Here is a 16,784-nt window from a genome sequence, read left to right on the forward strand (position 1 = left end):
CGGAATCCATGGGGCATCGCCGCTTTCACCGGCGGAGAAGAGCAGGGCCCAGCCCCTGCCAGCCTCGACGCCGAATGGATGCTGGATCAGGTCCAGCATGACATGATTCAGGATATCCCTGCCGGTTTCAGATTAACCCTTGCCTGTTCGCCCTCAGTCCTTTAGAAGCGCGTTTCGCCGTTCGATCGGGAGGTCGCGCGGCCTGTGTCGCGGACGCGTCGGCGCGGCTTTCCGGCTCAATAGGAGTGTAGCTCAACTGGTAGAGCACCGGTCTCCAAAACCGGGGGCTGGGGGTTCGAGCCCCTCCACTCCTGCCACGCGGCGCAAGCCCGCCAAACGCGGATAAGAAGTCAGATTCAAGATGGCCAGAACCAACCCGATAGAATTTACCCGGCAGGTCCGGCAGGAGGTCGCCAAGGTGACCTGGCCGAGCCGGAAGGAAACGGGCGTCACGACCGCGATGGTGTTCGTGTTCGTGTTCATCATGGCCATTTTCTTCCTGCTGGTCGACCAGGTGGCCGGCTGGCTCGTTAGTTTCGTCATCGGTCTGGGGGCCTAACGATCCATGGCGATGCGTTGGTACGTCGTCCACGTCTATTCGAACTTCGAGAAGAAGGTCGCCGAATCGATCCGCGAACAGGCGGCTCAGAAGGGGCTGGAAGACAGGTTCGAGGAGATCTCGGTGCCCACCGAAGAGGTGGTGGAGATGCGCCGGGGCCAGAAGATCAATGCCGAACGGAAGTTCTTCCCCGGCTACGTGCTGGTGAAGATGGACCTGACGGATGAGAGCTGGCACCTCATCAAGAACACGCCGAAGGTGACCGGATTCCTCGGTTCGCGCGGCAAGCCGCTGCCGATCTCCGACGCCGAGGCCGAGCGCATCCTGCGCCAGGTGCAGGAAGGCATCGACCGGCCGAAGCCGTCGATCACCTTCGAGATCGGGGAGCAGGTGCGCGTCGCCGACGGGCCCTTCACCTCGTTCAACGGCACGGTGGAGGAAGTCGACGAGGAGCGGGCGCGGCTCAAGGTCGCGGTGTCGATCTTCGGGCGTGCGACTCCGGTCGAGCTGGAATATACGCAGGTCGAGAAGGTCTGATCTTAAATTCGGGGCCGGGAAGCCGGTCCCCGTGAAGCGCGCGGGAGGCTGAAGCCATGGCCGCACCGCGCATCCCAGGACGCCGGGGCCATGTGCCTTCGGCGTCGATCCTTTGAAGGGAAAGACGATGGCTAAGAAAGTTGTCGGTCTCATCAAGCTGCAGGTGCCCGCGGGCGCAGCTAACCCGTCGCCGCCGATCGGGCCAGCGCTGGGTCAGCGCGGCTTGAACATCATGGAGTTCTGCAAGGCGTTCAACGCCCAGACACAGAATCTCGAGAAGGGCATGCCGATCCCGGTGGTCATCACGGCCTACGGTGATCGCACCTTCACGTTCGTCACCAAGACCCCGCCCGCCAGCTATTTCCTGAAGAAGGCGGCCGGCGTCTCCAGTGGCCACAAGACCCCGTCCAAGGGCTTTGCCGGTAAGGTCAAGGAAAGCCAGCTGCGCGAGATCGCGGAGACCAAGATGGCCGACCTGAACGCCAACGATGTCGACGCGGCGGTGGAGATGATCCGCGGTTCCGCCCGTTCGATGGGCCTCGACGTGGTGGAGGGCTGATCCATGGGCCGCATGACAAAGCGTTTCCGCAAGGCGTCCGAAGGGCTGAACGCCGAGACGACCTACGGCATCCCCGAGGCGATCAAGCTGATCAAGTCGCGCGCCATCGCGAAGTTCGATGAGACGATCGAGATCGCGATGAATCTCGGCATCGATCCGCGCCACGCCGACCAGATGGTCCGCGGCGTCGTCCAGCTGCCGAACGGCACGGGCAAGAGCGTCCGCGTCGCCGTCTTCGCCAAGGGCGACAAGGCGGAGGCCGCGAAGGCCGCCGGCGCCGACATCGTCGGCGCGGAGGATCTGGCGCAGGAGATTCAGGACGGCCGGATGGATTTCGACCGCTGCATCGCCACGCCGGACATGATGGCCGTCGTCGGCCGGCTGGGTAAGGTGCTTGGTCCGCGCGGCCTCATGCCGAACCCGAAGCTGGGCACCGTGACCCCGGACGTCGCCGCCGCCGTGAACGCCGCCAAGGCGGGCTCGGTCGAGTTCCGGGCCGAGAAGGCGGGCATCGTCCATGCCGGCGTCGGCAAGGCCAGCTTCACCGAGGAGGCGCTGGTCGAGAATGTCAGCGCGTTCGTCGGCGCGATCATCCGCGCGAAGCCCAGCGGGGCCAAGGGCGCCTTCGTCAAGAAGGTGTCGGTCAGCTCCACCATGGGGCCGAGCGTGAAGCTCGACATCAGCAAGCTGAGCGCCGAGTCCGGCGCCAAGGCTGCCTGACGAAGGCTTTAAGGAATGCCGCCGGAATGGTTCCGACCATCCCGGCGACAGGCCGGCCGGGGTGACCCGGGCGGCCAACCTGTCCGAGACTGCGGGTGGGCCGGAAACGGCCATAAGTCCCGCATAGACGGGAGAAAGAGACCGAGGATTTCCAGAAGGGCCGGTATTCCGGCGCTTCGGTGGTCTTGGGCTTGGACTTCTGGGACAGGCGAAGCGGATCGGCCGCCGCCCCCTTGGGGCTAACGCCGGTTCTTGTGCAATGGGGTCCCCCGGCACCGCCGGAATCCCCAATGACGGAGGCGATCCGTGAACCGTACACAGAAGGAAGAAAAGGTCGCCGCCTTGCATGAGTCGCTGAAGGAGGCTGTGCTGGTGATCGTTGCTCACCAGAATGGCCTTTCGGTCGGTGAATCGACCGATCTTCGGCGGCGTATGTACCAGGCGGGTGCCAACTTCCGCGTTACGAAGAACAGGCTCGCCCGTATCGCCCTGAAGGGTACCCGGTTCGAGGGTCTTGACGACCTGTTCACCGGTCCGACCGCCGTGGCCTTCTCTGAAGATCCGGTGGCCGCGGCCAAGGTGGCGGTCGAGTTCGCCAAGAAGAACGACAAGCTGACGATCGTCGGCGGGTCGCTTGGCGATCAGAAGCTCGATATCGCGGGTGTTGAAGCGTTGGCCAAGCTGCCGTCCCTGGACGAGCTGCGCGGCAGGTTGGTTGGCATGATCCAGACCCCGGCGACCCGTATCGCCGGTGTGGTTCAGGCCCCGGCTGGCCAGTTGGCCCGCGTTTTCGGCGCCTATGCCCGCAAGGACGAGGCGGCGTAAGCCGAATTTCCCAAGTACCCAGACCAAGCCAAGACATCTAGGAGTATCGAAATGGCTGACCTGTCCAAGCTCGTTGACGAGCTTTCGAGCCTGACCGTCCTCGAGGCGGCCGAGCTTTCCAAGCTGCTGGAAGAGAAGTGGGGCGTTTCCGCCGCCGCTCCGGTCGCCGTGGCCGGCGTTGCCGCCGCTGGCGGCGGTGAAGCCGCCGCCGCCGAGGAGAAGGATAGCTTCGACGTTATCCTCGCCGGCGCGGGCGACAAGAAGATCAATGTCATCAAGGAAGTCCGCGCGATCACGGGCCTCGGGCTGAAGGAAGCCAAGGACCTGGTCGAAGGCGCGCCGAAGCCCGTCAAGGAAGGCGCGACCAAGGACGAAGCCGAGAAGCTCAAGAAACAGCTTGAAGAAGCGGGCGCGACGGTCGAAGTTAAGTAAGGATCGCGTGCTGAAGATCGTTGTTGACATATCGACGCCCGAAGGCGGCAAACCCCCTGGGAAACCAGGGCGGTTTGCCGCCTAAAGGCGTCTTTTGCGCTGCCGCGGCGTCGGTGGAGGGTTGGCCCCCCGGATTGATTTCGATCGACAGGGACCGGCCCTCGACCGCCGCCACGGGTGCGGAGCACGGTTTGTTTTTTGAGGATACCGGGATCGCTTCCCGGCCCGACGGGGCCAAGGGCGGCGGTTCCTCTTTGCCGTTTTCGGACGGCATGCCACTGATTTCAGTCTTGAGGGGCATACATGGCCAAGTCGTTCACGGGTCGTAAGCGCGTCCGCAAGGATTTCGGGCGGATTCCGGAAGTCGCCCAGATGCCCAACCTGATCGAGGTGCAGAGAAGCTCCTACGATCAGTTCCTCCAGATGCACGAAAGGCCGGAGGAGCGGCTTCATCTGGGCATCCAGGAGGTCTTCCGGTCGGTCTTCCCGATCAAGGATTTCTCCGAGCGCTCCGAACTCGATTTCGTCCGCTACGAGCTTGAGCAGCCGAAATACGACGTTGAGGAATGCCAGCAGCGCGGGATGACCTTCGCCGCGCCGCTCAAGGTGACGCTGCGCCTGACCGTCTTCGACGTCGAGGAGGATACCGGCCTCCGGTCGATCCGCGACATCAAGGAGCAGGACGTCTATATGGGCGACATGCCGCTCATGACGACGAACGGCACCTTCGTGATCAACGGCACCGAGCGCGTCATCGTCTCCCAGATGCACCGCAGCCCCGGCGTGTTCTTCGATCACGACAAGGGCAAGACCCATTCGTCGGGCAAGTACCTGTTCGCCGCCCGCGTGATTCCCTATCGCGGCTCCTGGCTGGACTTCGAGTTCGATGCCAAGGACCACGTCTATGTCCGCATCGACCGTCGCCGCAAGCTGCCGGCGACGACGCTGCTGCTCGCGCTCGACGGGGCGGAGACGGAGGCGCTGCGCGCCGAGCGCAAGGCCGACGGCAAGGCGCTGCTGCCCTACGAGGCGCAGGGGATGACCCGGGAGGAGATCCTTCACTATTTCTACAACGCCGTCATCTTCACCAAGACGGAGAATGGCTGGAAGACGCCGTTCGATCCGGAGGCGATGCGCGGCGTCAAGCTGGTGACCGATCTGGTCGACGCCGCCACCGGCAAGGTGGTGGCCGAAGCCGGCGCCAAGATGACCCCGCGCACGGCCAAGAAGCTGGTCGACGCCGGGATGACCGAACAGCTGGTCGCCGCCGAGGAGCTCTATAACCGCTACCTATCTTCGGACATCATCGACGAATCCTCGGGCGAGGTCTTCTACGAGGCCGGCGAAGAGATCACGCCGGAGATGCTGGAGGACTTCGCGGAGAAGGGGATCGAGCAGATCCCGACGCTGGCGATCGACCATGTCAATGTCGGCCCCTACCTCCGCAACACGCTGGGCATCGACAAGAACGCGACCCGCGAGGACGCGCTGATCGACATCTACCGGGTCATGCGCCCGGGCGAGCCGCCGACCCTGGAAAGCGCCGAGGCGCTGTTCAAGGGCCTGTTCTTCGACCAGGAGCGCTACGACCTCTCGGCGGTCGGCCGCGTCAAGATGAACACCAAGCTGGGCTTCGAGACCGACGACCAGCTTCGCGTGCTGCGCAAGCAGGACATCCTGGCGATCGTCAAGATCCTCCTCGACCTCAAGGACGGGCGGGGCGAGATCGACGACATCGACAATCTGGGCAACCGGCGCGTCCGTTCGGTCGGCGAGCTGATGGAGAACCAGTACCGCGTCGGCCTGCTGCGCATGGAGCGCGCGATCCGGGAGCGCATGTCCTCGGTCGACATCGACACGGTCATGCCGCACGATCTGATCAACGCCAAGCCGGCGGCCGCGGCGGTGCGGGAGTTCTTCGGCTCCTCGCAGCTCTCCCAGTTCATGGACCAGACCAACCCGCTCAGCGAGATCACGCACAAGCGGCGGCTCTCGGCCCTCGGGCCGGGCGGCCTGACGCGTGAGCGCGCGGGCTTCGAGGTCCGCGACGTCCACCCGACGCATTATGGCCGCATCTGCCCGATCGAGACTCCGGAAGGCCCGAACATCGGCCTGATCAACAGCCTCGCCACCTATGCGCGGGTCAACAAGTACGGCTTCATCGAAAGCCCCTACCGCAAGGTGGTGGACGGCCAGGTGACCAGCGAGGTTATCTACCTGTCGGCGATGGAGGAGTACCGCTACACGATCGCCCAGGCGAACGCGCAGCTCGATACCGACAACCGCTTCACCGCGGAGCTGGTCTCCTGCCGGAAGGGCGGCGAGAACATGCTGATGCGTCCGGAATCGATCGAGCTGGTGGACGTCAGTCCCAAGCAGATCGTCTCGGTCGCGGCGGCGCTGATCCCGTTCCTGGAGAATGACGACGCCAACCGCGCGCTGATGGGTTCGAACATGCAGCGCCAGGCGGTGCCGCTGATCAAGGCGGAAGCGCCCCTGGTCGGCACCGGCATGGAAGGCACGGTCGCGAAGGATTCCGGTGTCGCCATCGGCGCCCGCCGGACCGGCGTGGTCGACCAGGTCGACGGCACCCGCATCGTGATCCGGGCGACGGAGGATGAAAGCTCCGTCTCCAACGTCGACATCTACAACCTGCTGAAGTTCCAGCGGTCCAACCAGAACACCTGCATCACCCAGCGTCCGCTGGTGAAGGTGGGCGACCGGGTGGCCAAGGGCGACATCATCGCCGACGGCCCCTCGACCGATCTGGGCGAATTGGCGTTGGGCCGGAACGTGCTGTGCGCGTTCATGCCGTGGAACGGCTACAACTTCGAAGACTCCATCCTGATCTCCGAACGGATCGTGAAGGACGACGTCTTCACCTCGATCCATATCGAGGAGTTCGAGGTGATGGCCCGCGACACCAAGCTGGGCCAGGAGGAGATCACCCGCGACATTCCGAATGTCGGCGAGGAATCGCTCCGCCAGCTCGACGAGGCCGGCATCGTCTATATCGGCGCCGAAGTGAAGCCGGGCGACATCCTGGTCGGCAAGGTGACGCCGAAGGGCGAAAGCCCGATGACGCCGGAGGAGAAGCTGCTCCGCGCCATCTTCGGCGAGAAGGCGTCCGACGTGCGCGACACGTCGCTGAAGCTGCCCCCCGGCGTCAGCGGTACGATCGTCGAGGTGCGCGTCTTCTCCCGCCGCGGCGTCGACAAGGACGAACGCGCGATGGCGATCGAGCGTTCGGAGATCGAGCGGCTGGCGAAGGATCGCGACGACGAGCGCGCGATCCTGGAGCGCGGCTTCTACGCCCGCCTGAAGGAGAAGCTGATCGACCAGACCTCCGTCTCCGGGCCGAAGGGCTTCAAGGCCGGCGGCAAGGTGACGGAAGCCGACCTGGAGTCGCTGACCCGCGGCCAGTGGCGGCAGGTCACCGTGTCGGACGAGCAGCGGATGGCCGAGATCGAGTCCATGGGCAAGCATTTCGACGATTCCGTCGAGGCGCTGCGCAAGCGGTTCGAGGACAAGGTCGAGAAGCTGCAGCGCGGCGACGAGCTGCCCCCGGGCGTGATGAAGATGGTCAAGGTCTTCGTCGCGGTGAAGCGCAAGCTGCAGCCGGGCGACAAGATGGCCGGCCGTCACGGCAACAAGGGCGTCATCTCTCGCATCATGCCGATCGAGGACATGCCTCACCTTGAGGACGGGACGCCGGTCGATCTGGTGCTGAACCCGCTGGGCGTGCCGTCGCGCATGAATGTCGGGCAGATCCTGGAAACCCATCTGGGCTGGGCCGCGCGCGGCCTGGGCGGTCAGATCGGTGAGATCGTGGAGAAGATGCGCTATCAGGGGCAGAGCAAGGAATCGATGGATTCCCTGCGCGACCGCCTGAAGACCATCTACGGCAAGGACCAGTTCGGCCGTGACGTGGCCGACCTTGACGATGACGAGCTGATCGAGATGGCGGGCAACCTCCGCAACGGCGTGCCGATGGCGACGCCGGTCTTCGACGGCGCACGTGAGGACGACATCGTCGAGATGTTGAGCCAGGCCGGCCTCGATTCCTCCGGCCAGGTGACGCTGATGGATGGCCGCACGGGCGAGACGTTCCACCGGAAGGTCACGGTCGGCTACATCTACATGCTGAAGCTGCACCATCTGGTGGACGACAAGATCCACGCCCGGTCGATCGGCCCCTACAGCCTCGTCACCCAGCAGCCGCTGGGCGGCAAGGCGCAGTTCGGCGGCCAGCGGTTCGGCGAAATGGAGGTCTGGGCGCTGGAGGCGTATGGCGCCGCCTACACCCTCCAGGAGATGCTGACGGTCAAGTCGGATGACGTGTCCGGCCGAACCAAGGTCTACGAGGCGATCGTCCGCGGCGACAACGACTTCGAGAGCGGCATTCCCGAGAGCTTCAACGTTCTCGTCAAGGAGCTCCGCTCGCTGGGTCTCAATGTCGAGTTGGAACAGCAGTGATCGCTGAAAGACAAATGCTTATCCGGCGGACGCACGGGGTGTCCGCCGGTTCCAGGTCCATGCTGCGAGGGATAGCCCCTCAGGGAGTTCGGTTGCCATGAACGAGTTGATCAACATCCTCGGCCAGGTGCAGAGCCCGCAGAGCTTCGACAGTATCCAGATCGCCATCGCCAGCCCGGAGCGCATCCGGTCCTGGTCGTTCGGCGAGATCAAGAAGCCCGAAACGATCAACTATCGGACCTTCAAGCCGGAGCGCGACGGCCTGTTCTGCGCGCGCATCTTCGGTCCGATCAAGGATTACGAGTGCCTGTGCGGCAAGTACAAGCGCATGAAGTATAAGGGCATCATCTGCGAGAAGTGCGGCGTCGAGGTCACGCTCTCCAAGGTGCGGCGCGAGCGGATGGGCCATATCGAGCTGGCCTCGCCGGTCGCCCATATCTGGTTCCTGAAGTCCCTGCCGTCGCGCATCGGCCTGATGGTCGACATGACGCTGAAGGATCTCGAGCGGGTTCTCTATTTCGAAAACTACGTCGTGATCGAACCCGGCCTGACACCGCTGAAGCGCAACCAGCTTCTTTCCGAAGAAGAGTTCATGCGCGCCCAGGACGAGTATGGCGAGGAGGCGTTCCAGGCCAAGATCGGCGCGGAAGCCCTGAAGCAGATGCTGTCGGCCATCGACCTGGACGAGGAGAAGGTCACGGTCCGCGAGGATTTGCGCGAGACCGGATCGGAAGCCAAGCGGAAGAAGCTGGTCAAGCGGCTGAAGCTGATCGAGGCGTTCCAGGACTCCGGCTCCCGTCCGGAATGGATGATCCTGGACGTCGTGCCGGTCATCCCGCCAGAACTGCGCCCGCTGGTCCCGCTGGATGGCGGCCGCTTCGCGACCTCCGACCTCAACGACCTCTACCGCCGCGTCATCAACCGGAACAACCGGCTGAAGCGCCTGATCGAGCTGCGCGCTCCGGACATCATCGTCCGGAACGAAAAGCGCATGCTGCAGGAGGCGGTCGACGCCCTGTTCGACAACGGCCGTCGCGGCCGCGTCATCACCGGCGCCAACAAGCGTCCGCTGAAGTCGCTCAGCGACATGCTGAAGGGCAAGCAGGGCCGGTTCCGTCAGAACCTGCTGGGCAAGCGCGTCGACTATTCGGGCCGTTCGGTCATCGTCGTCGGGCCCGAGCTGAAGCTGCACCAGTGCGGCCTGCCGAAGAAGATGGCGCTGGAGCTGTTCAAGCCGTTCATCTACCACAAGCTTGAACTTTACGGCATGGCGTCGACCATCAAGGCCGCCAAGCGGATGGTGGAGAAGGAGCGGCCGGAGGTCTGGGACATCCTCGAAGAGGTGATCCGCGAGCACCCGGTCATGCTGAACCGCGCGCCGACGCTGCACCGCCTGGGCATCCAGGCGTTCGAGCCGACGCTGATCGAGGGCAAGGCGATCCAGCTTCACCCGCTGGTCTGCACCGCCTTCAACGCCGATTTCGACGGCGACCAGATGGCCGTGCACGTCCCGCTGAGCCTCGAAGCCCAGCTTGAGGCCCGCGTGCTGATGATGTCGACCAACAACATCCTCAGCCCGGCCAGCGGCAAGCCGATCATCGTGCCGTCGCAGGACATCGTTCTCGGCCTCTACTACCTGTCGATGGAGCGGAACGACATCCTGGGGCCGGTCGTCTCGATCGACAGCCAGGAGGCGCTGGACGCCGCCGTGGCGCGGGACGACATCGTGCTGCGCAATCCGTCCAAGCTGTCCGAACTGGTCGATCCCGCCGACACCAAGAAGCTGCTGGCCCGGCTGAAGAAGGGTGAAATCGTCGCCCATCTGGTGCCGCGCTTCGCCTCCATGGGCGAGATCGAGCAGGCGCTGGCCGCCGGCGCGATCGGCATGCATACCCGCATCAAGGCGCGGTTCCACGGGGTGGATGAGAACGGCGAGAAGATCGTGCAGCGGGTCACCGCGACGCCGGGCCGGATGATCCTGTCGGAAATCCTGCCCCGCCACCCGGCGGTGCCCTTCGCCCTGATCAACAAGATGCTGACCAAGAAGGAGGTGACCAACGTCCTCGACGTGGTCTACCGCCATTGCGGCCAGAAGGAGACGGTGATCTTCGCCGACCGGATGATGCAGACCGGCTTCGCCTATGCGTGCCGGGCCGGCATCTCCTTCGGCAAGGACGACATGGTCATCCCCAAGGCCAAGGCCAAGCTGGTGTCGGAGGCTTCCGAACTGGTGAAGGAGTACGAGAACCAGTATCTCGACGGCCTCATCACCCGCGGCGAGAAGTACAACAAGGTCGTCGACGTGTGGTCGACCTGCACCGACCGGGTCGCGGAGGAGATGATGAAGGAAATCTCCTCCACCCTGAACGATCCCTCCCGGCAGGTGAACTCCGTCTACATGATGGCCCATTCCGGCGCCCGTGGCTCCGCCGCGCAGATCCGCCAGCTCGCGGGCATGCGCGGCCTGATGGCCAAGCCGTCGGGTGAGATCATCGAGACGCCGATCATCTCCAACTTCAAGGAAGGCCTGACCGTCCTGGAGTACTTCAACTCCACGCACGGCGCCCGTAAGGGCCTGGCCGACACCGCCTTGAAGACGGCGAACTCGGGCTACCTGACCCGCCGTCTCGTCGACGTGGCGCAGGATTGCGTCGTGGTCGAGGAGGATTGCGGCACCCAGCAGGGCATCACCGCCACCGCCGTCATCGACGGCGGCGAGGTGATCGTGCCGCTGGGCGAGCGCATCCTGGGCCGCACCGCGCTGGAGGACGTGAAGCACCCGCTGACCGGCGACGTGGTCGTCCCGGCGGGCGAGCTGATCGACGAGCCGCGGGTGGAGCTGATCGAGACGGCGGGCGTCGACCGCCTGCTGATCCGGTCGGCGCTGACCTGCGAGAGCAAGGGCGGCGTCTGCGGCAAGTGCTACGGTCGCGACCTGGCGCGCGGCACGACGGTCAATATCGGCGAGGCGGTGGGCGTCATCGCCGCCCAGTCGATCGGCGAGCCGGGCACCCAGCTCACCATGCGGACCTTCCACATCGGCGGCGCCGCCCAGCGTGGCGCGGAGCAGTCGGCAATCGAGGCGGCGTTCGACGCCAAGGTCCAGATCAAGAACCGCAACGTCGTCGCCAATTCCGGCGGCGTGCCGGTGGTGATGGGCCGCAACAGCGAACTGGTGCTGGTGGACGAGCAGGGCCGCGAGAAGGCCCGGCACCGTCTGCCCTACGGCGCCAAGCTGCTGGCCGACGAAGGCGTCACCGTCGAACGCGGCCAGAAGCTGGCGGAGTGGGATCCGTACACCATCCCGATCATTACCGAGAAGGAAGGCACGGTCAGCTACGTCGACCTGGTCGAAGGCGTCTCGATGCGCGAGGTGATGGACGAGACCACGGGCATCTCCTCCAAGGTGGTGGTCGACTGGCGTCAGCAGCCGCGCGGCGCGGATCTGCGGCCGCGCATCACCCTTCGGGATGAGACGGGTGAGGTCGTCAAGCTGCCGAACGGGCTTGAGGCGCGGTACTTCATGTCGGTCGACGCCATCCTGTCGGTCGCCAACGGCGCCCATGTCCAGGCCGGCGACGTGCTGGCCCGCATCCCGCGGGAAAGCTCCAAGACCCGCGACATCACCGGCGGTCTGCCGCGGGTGGCGGAACTGTTCGAGGCGCGCAAGCCGAAGGACTACGCCATCATCTCGGACATCGCCGGCCGGGTGGAGTTCGGCAAGGACTACAAGACCAAGCGCCGGATCGTGGTTGTGCCCGAGGACGCCGATCAGGAGTCCAAGGAGTACATGATCCCGAAGGGCAAGCACATCTCCGTCCAGGAGGGCGACTTTGTCGAAAAGGGCGACCTGCTGATGGACGGCAATCCCGTCCCGCACGACATCCTGTCGGTGATGGGGGTGGAGGCGCTGGCCGACTACCTCATCAACGAGGTCCAGGACGTCTACCGGCTGCAGGGCGTGAAGATCAACGACAAGCACATCGAGGTGATCGTTCGCCAGATGCTGCAGAAGGTCGAGATCCTGGATGGCGGCGAGACGACCTTCCTGGTCGGCGAGCAGGTGGACCGGGAGGAGTTCGACGAGGTCAACGACAAGACGATCGCCGAAGGCTACAAGCCGGCGAGCGGCATGCCGGTCCTCCAGGGCATCACCAAGGCCAGCCTGCAGACCAAGTCCTTCATCTCCGCCGCGTCGTTCCAGGAGACGACCCGCGTCCTCACCGAGGCCGCCGTCTCCGGCAAGATCGACCGGCTGGAGGGGCTGAAGGAGAACGTCATCGTCGGTTCGCTGATCCCGGCCGGCACGGGTTCCCATGTCGCCCGCCTGAAGCGGGTGGCGGCGGAGCGCGACCGGGTGTCCCAGGAAAGCCTTACCGACGGCGACGCCGACACCGACCTGCTGGACAGCTCCTCGAGCGAATCCAGCGCGGCCTGATCCCGCTCCGGCGGGCCGCCGCGAAGCCCCCTCTTCGATCCGTCGAGGAGGGGGCTTTTATTTTCTTTGTCCGATGCTCTAGTTTGCCCTCGATACCCGAAGCGAAAGGCTGCGCGACGTGACCATGACCCATGATCGTTTCCTGCTGGACGAGGATCCCGATCACCCCCAGCCGACCGAAGCCAGGCCCGAGGGCGTGGTCAACGAGTTGGAAACCCGCCTTCTCAACAAACGGAAGGTGCTGATCTTCGGTGAGATCAACGACAAGGTGGCCCGCGACGCCACGGCCCGGCTGCTGGCGCTCGCCGAGGATTCCGACAAGACGATCGACATCTATGTGAACTCGCCCGGCGGCCACGTCGAATCGGGCGACACGATCCACGACGTCATCAAGTTCATCCGCTCCGCCGTCCCGATCCGGATGATCGGCACCGGCTGGGTCGCCAGCGCCGGCGCGCACATCTTCCTGGGCGCGGAGAAGGACAAGCGGTTCTGCCTGCCCAACACCCGCTTCCTGCTGCACCAGCCGATCGGCGGCGTGCGCGGCCCGGCCGTCGATATCGATATCGAGGCGCGGGAGATCATCAAGATGCGCGAACGCATCAACCGCATCATCTCCGAGGAGACGGGCCAGCCGCTGGAGCGCGTGGCGAAGGACACCGACCGGAACTACTGGATGTCCGCCCAGGAAGCCTCCGCCTACGGCATGGTCCACAAGATCGTCACCTCCATGAACGAGCTGGACTGACCGGCTGGGGGAGGGGAGGGGGCGAATCCCAGCCCGCCCACCTTACCTTGAGCTTGTCGAAAGGTGCGGGCACACATGGTTCGACAGGCTCACCATGAGGGGCGGGGACAGGGATTCCCCACCCCCTTGACCCGAGCCCGCCGCGGAATGACCGAAGGCCGATTCCTTGCGCTTGACGCACCCATGGGCCATCCGTATAGTCCGCGCGCCTTTGACGGGAGCTGGCCGTAGGCGGCGCGTCGCCTAGACGCTGATCTCGTTGAGGATGACGTCATAGCGGTCGGGGATTTCCCTGTTCCGCGTTGAACAAGCTGATCCCGCCAGGCGGGCCGGAAATGGCCGCTTGGTCGGGTTTTTTGCTTCGTTTAACCCTTGAGTCAGTCCCTCGACGGTTTCGGCGTCGGCGCTCGTGGCGCCGGGAACGCCTCGTCATCGTTTGTGTCGTCGTTTGTTTTGTCTTTTTTCAAGAAGGGCTGAAATGCCAACGATCAATCAGTTGATCCGTAAGCCGCGCAAGCCGCAGCGTGCGCGCAACAAGGTTCCGGCGCTTGAGGCGTGCCCGCAGAAGCGGGGGGTCTGCACCCGCGTCTACACCACCACGCCGAAGAAGCCGAACTCGGCCCTTCGTAAGGTCGCTCGTGTGCGCCTTACCAACGGTTTCGAAGTCACGAGCTACATCCCCGGCGAAGGCCACAACCTTCAGGAACACTCCGTCGTCATGATCCGCGGCGGCCGTGTGAAGGACCTTCCCGGCGTTCGCTACCACATCATCCGCGGCACGCTCGATACCCAGGGCGTCAAGGATCGCCGTCAGCGCCGGTCGAAATACGGCGCGAAGCGTCCGAAGTAAGGAGCACAATCGATGTCTCGTCGTCATCGCGCGGAAAAGCGTGAAATCCTGCCGGACCCCAAGTTCGGCGACGTTGTGCTCAGCAAGTTCATGAACAACCTGATGCTCGACGGCAAGAAGTCCGCGACCGAGCGGATCGTCTACGGCGCCCTGGAGAAGGTCGAGTCGCGCTCCAAGGCCGACCCCGTGGCGACCTTCCACGAGGCGCTGCACAATGTGCGCCCGCAGGTCGAGGTCCGGTCCCGCCGGGTCGGCGGCGCCACCTACCAGGTGCCGGTCGAGGTCCGTCCGGAGCGGTCGCAGGCGCTGGCCATCCGCTGGCTGATCGCCGCCGCCCGCAAGCGGTCGGAGACGACCATGGTGGACCGCCTGTCCAATGAGCTTCTCGATGCGGCCAACCAGCGCGGCGCCGCCGTGAAGAAGCGCGAGGACACCCACCGGATGGCGGACGCCAACAAGGCGTTCTCGCACTACCGCTGGTAACCCATTTCGGTCGCGCCCCGTCCGGGGGCGCGACCGTCCGAGTTTGATTGAGAGCCGACCCATGAACGCGCGCCAGACCCCCATCGCCAATTACCGCAACATCGGTATCATGGCGCATATCGACGCCGGCAAGACGACCACGACCGAGCGCATCCTCTACTACACCGGCCGGTCCCATAAGATCGGCGAGGTCCATGACGGCGCCGCCACCATGGACTGGATGGAGCAGGAGCAGGAGCGCGGGATCACGATCACGTCGGCCGCGACGACCTGCTTTTGGCACGATTACCGGATCAACATCATCGATACGCCGGGCCACGTCGACTTCACCATCGAGGTGGAGCGGTCCCTGCGCGTGCTCGACGGCGCGGTCACGGTGTTCGACTCCGTCGCCGGCGTGGAGCCGCAGTCGGAGACGGTCTGGCGTCAGGCGGACAAGTACCACGTCCCGCGGATGTGCTTCGTCAACAAGATGGACCGCATCGGCGCGAACTTCTATCGCACCGTCGACATGATCGTCGATCGGCTGGGCGCGGTGCCGGTGGTCCTCCAGCTCCCGATCGGGACGGAGAGCGACTTCGCCGGTCTGGTCGACCTGGTCGAGAACCGCGCGATCCTGTGGAAGGACGAGTCGCTCGGCGCGGAATTCTATTATGCCGACATTCCGGCCGATCTGGCGGAGAAGGCGGCAGAGTACCGGACGAAGCTGATCGAGACGGTCGTCGAGCAGGACGACGAGGTCATGGAGGCCTATCTCGAAGGCGCCGTGCCGACGGCCGAGCAGATCAAGGCCTGCATCCGCAAGGGCACGATCGGCCTGAAGTTCGTTCCCGTCCTGTGCGGCTCGGCGTTCAAGAACAAGGGCGTCCAGCCGATGCTCGACGCCGTGGTCGACTATCTGCCGTCGCCGTTCGACGTGGGCTCGGTCAAGGGCCTGAAGATCGACAGCGACGAGGTCGACAGCCGTCCGTGCGACGATCAGGCGCCGTTCTCCGCGCTGGCTTTCAAGATCATGACCGACCCGTTCGTCGGCTCGCTGACCTTCGCGCGCATCTATTCCGGCACCGTCGAGGCCGGCTCCTACGTGCTGAACTCCGTCAAGGGCCAGCGCGAGCGGCTGGGCCGCATGCTGCTGATGCACGCCAACAGCCGTGAGGAGATCAAGTGGGCCTCGGCCGGCGACATCGTGGCGCTGGTCGGCCTGAAGCAGACGACGACGGGCGACACGCTCTGCGATCCGGCCAAGCCGATCATTCTGGAGCGGATGGAGTTCCCGGAGCCGGTCATCGAGATCGCGGTCGAGCCGAAGTCGAAGGCCGACCAGGAGAAGATGTCCACCGCCCTGCAGCGGCTGGCGCAGGAGGATCCGTCCTTCCGCGTGACCGTCGATCAGGAAAGCGGCCAGACCGTCATCAAGGGCATGGGCGAACTCCATCTGGAGATCATCGTCGACCGCATGAAGCGCGAGTTCAAGGTGGAGGCCAATGTCGGCGCTCCGCAGGTCGCGTACCGGGAGACGATCACCCAGAAGGCGGAGATCGACTACACCCACAAGAAGCAGACCGGCGGTTCCGGCCAGTTCGCCCGCATCAAGCTGGTGTTCGAGCCGCAGGAGCCGGGCGAGGGCTTCACCTTCGAGAACAAGGTGGTCGGCGGCTCCGTGCCGAAGGAATACGTGCCGGGCGTCCAGAAGGGCCTGGAATCCTCCAAGGATAACGGCGTCATTGCCGGCTTCCCGGTGATCGATTTCAAGGCGACCCTGATCGACGGCGCCTATCACGACGTCGACTCCTCGGTCCTGGCGTTCGAGATCGCGTCCCGCGCGGCGTTCCGCGAAGGCATCGTCAAGGCCAAGCCCGTGCTGCTGGAGCCGATCATGAAGGTCGAGGTGGTGACGCCGGAAGACTATATGGGCGACGTCATCGGCGACCTGAACAGCCGTCGCGGCCAGGTCCAGGGCATGGACAGCCGCGGCAACGCCAGCGTGATCGCCGCCATGGTGCCGCTGGCCAACATGTTCGGCTACGTCAACACGCTGCGCTCCATGAGCCAGGGCCGGGCGCAGTACAGCATGCATTTCGACCACTATGAGCCGGTGCCCCAGGCGATCGCCGACGAAGTGCGCGCGAAGCTGGCCTGACCTTTGAATATATAAGA

The 16,784-nt window shown here is 64.8% G+C and carries 13 protein-coding genes and 1 tRNA gene; 13 read left to right on the top strand and 1 reads right to left on the bottom strand.

Features of this window, described 5'->3' with window-relative positions; translation table 11 throughout:
• The first annotated feature begins 241 nt into the window (after positions 1-241).
• From AAFN89_RS17530 to rplL, 7 genes are all read left to right on the top strand, one after another.
• A tRNA-Trp gene (locus AAFN89_RS17530) sits at positions 242-317 on the top strand.
• A gap of 44 nt (positions 318-361) precedes the next feature.
• Entirely contained in the window at positions 362-559 is a 198-nt protein-coding gene (gene secE / locus AAFN89_RS17535) for a preprotein translocase subunit SecE (protein ID WP_347540507.1), read from the top strand.
• A gap of 6 nt (positions 560-565) precedes the next feature.
• Entirely contained in the window at positions 566-1,096 is a 531-nt protein-coding gene (gene nusG / locus AAFN89_RS17540; protein ID WP_347540508.1) for a transcription termination/antitermination protein NusG, read from the top strand.
• Between the two features lie 127 nt (positions 1,097-1,223).
• A complete protein-coding gene (gene rplK, locus AAFN89_RS17545; RefSeq protein WP_347540509.1) occupies positions 1,224-1,655 on the top strand; it encodes a 50S ribosomal protein L11 in 432 nt (143 codons plus the stop codon).
• A 3-nt stretch (positions 1,656-1,658) separates the two neighbouring features.
• Complete coding sequence (rplA, locus tag AAFN89_RS17550) at positions 1,659-2,375, top strand: 50S ribosomal protein L1 (RefSeq protein ID WP_347540510.1); 717 nt, start codon at positions 1,659-1,661, stop codon at positions 2,373-2,375.
• Positions 2,376-2,681: 306 nt separating this feature from the next.
• Positions 2,682-3,200 carry a 50S ribosomal protein L10 gene (gene rplJ / locus AAFN89_RS17555; RefSeq protein ID WP_347540511.1) on the top strand — a complete coding sequence of 173 codons (519 nt, stop codon included), beginning with the start codon at positions 2,682-2,684 and terminating at the stop codon, positions 3,198-3,200.
• Between the two features lie 51 nt (positions 3,201-3,251).
• On the top strand, positions 3,252-3,632 hold the full coding sequence (gene rplL / locus AAFN89_RS17560) for a 50S ribosomal protein L7/L12 (protein ID WP_347540512.1): 381 nt from the start codon (positions 3,252-3,254) through the stop codon (positions 3,630-3,632).
• Here the strand turns inward: rplL and AAFN89_RS17565 are convergent.
• Positions 3,625-3,933, bottom strand: coding sequence for a hypothetical protein (locus AAFN89_RS17565; RefSeq protein ID WP_347540513.1), 309 nt, complete (start codon positions 3,931-3,933; stop codon positions 3,625-3,627). The two genes, rplL and AAFN89_RS17565, sit on opposite strands and share 8 nt — an antisense overlap.
• A gap of 2 nt (positions 3,934-3,935) precedes the next feature.
• Between AAFN89_RS17565 and rpoB the strand changes: the two genes are divergently transcribed.
• From rpoB to fusA, 6 genes are all read left to right on the top strand, one after another.
• Positions 3,936-8,108 (top strand): DNA-directed RNA polymerase subunit beta, encoded by a 4,173-nt coding sequence (gene rpoB, locus AAFN89_RS17570; RefSeq protein ID WP_347540514.1) that lies wholly within the window; start codon positions 3,936-3,938, stop codon positions 8,106-8,108.
• A gap of 97 nt (positions 8,109-8,205) precedes the next feature.
• Positions 8,206-12,546, top strand: a complete 4,341-nt coding sequence (rpoC, locus tag AAFN89_RS17575; protein WP_347540515.1) for a DNA-directed RNA polymerase subunit beta' — start codon at positions 8,206-8,208, stop codon at positions 12,544-12,546.
• A 124-nt stretch (positions 12,547-12,670) separates the two neighbouring features.
• Positions 12,671-13,294: an ATP-dependent Clp protease proteolytic subunit gene (locus AAFN89_RS17580; protein WP_347540574.1), complete on the top strand. Its 624-nt coding sequence runs from the start codon at positions 12,671-12,673 to the stop codon at positions 13,292-13,294.
• A 478-nt stretch (positions 13,295-13,772) separates the two neighbouring features.
• Entirely contained in the window at positions 13,773-14,144 is a 372-nt protein-coding gene (rpsL, locus tag AAFN89_RS17585) for a 30S ribosomal protein S12 (RefSeq protein ID WP_347540516.1), read from the top strand.
• A 12-nt stretch (positions 14,145-14,156) separates the two neighbouring features.
• Positions 14,157-14,627 carry a 30S ribosomal protein S7 gene (gene rpsG / locus AAFN89_RS17590; RefSeq protein WP_347540517.1) on the top strand — a complete coding sequence of 157 codons (471 nt, stop codon included), beginning with the start codon at positions 14,157-14,159 and terminating at the stop codon, positions 14,625-14,627.
• A gap of 61 nt (positions 14,628-14,688) precedes the next feature.
• Positions 14,689-16,767 (top strand): elongation factor G, encoded by a 2,079-nt coding sequence (fusA, locus tag AAFN89_RS17595; RefSeq protein WP_347540518.1) that lies wholly within the window; start codon positions 14,689-14,691, stop codon positions 16,765-16,767.
• Positions 16,768-16,784 lie beyond the last annotated feature (17 nt).

The sequence above is a fragment of the Inquilinus sp. CAU 1745 genome (assembly GCF_039839375.1).
Classification (GTDB): domain Bacteria; phylum Pseudomonadota; class Alphaproteobacteria; order DSM-16000; family Inquilinaceae; genus JBDOQU01.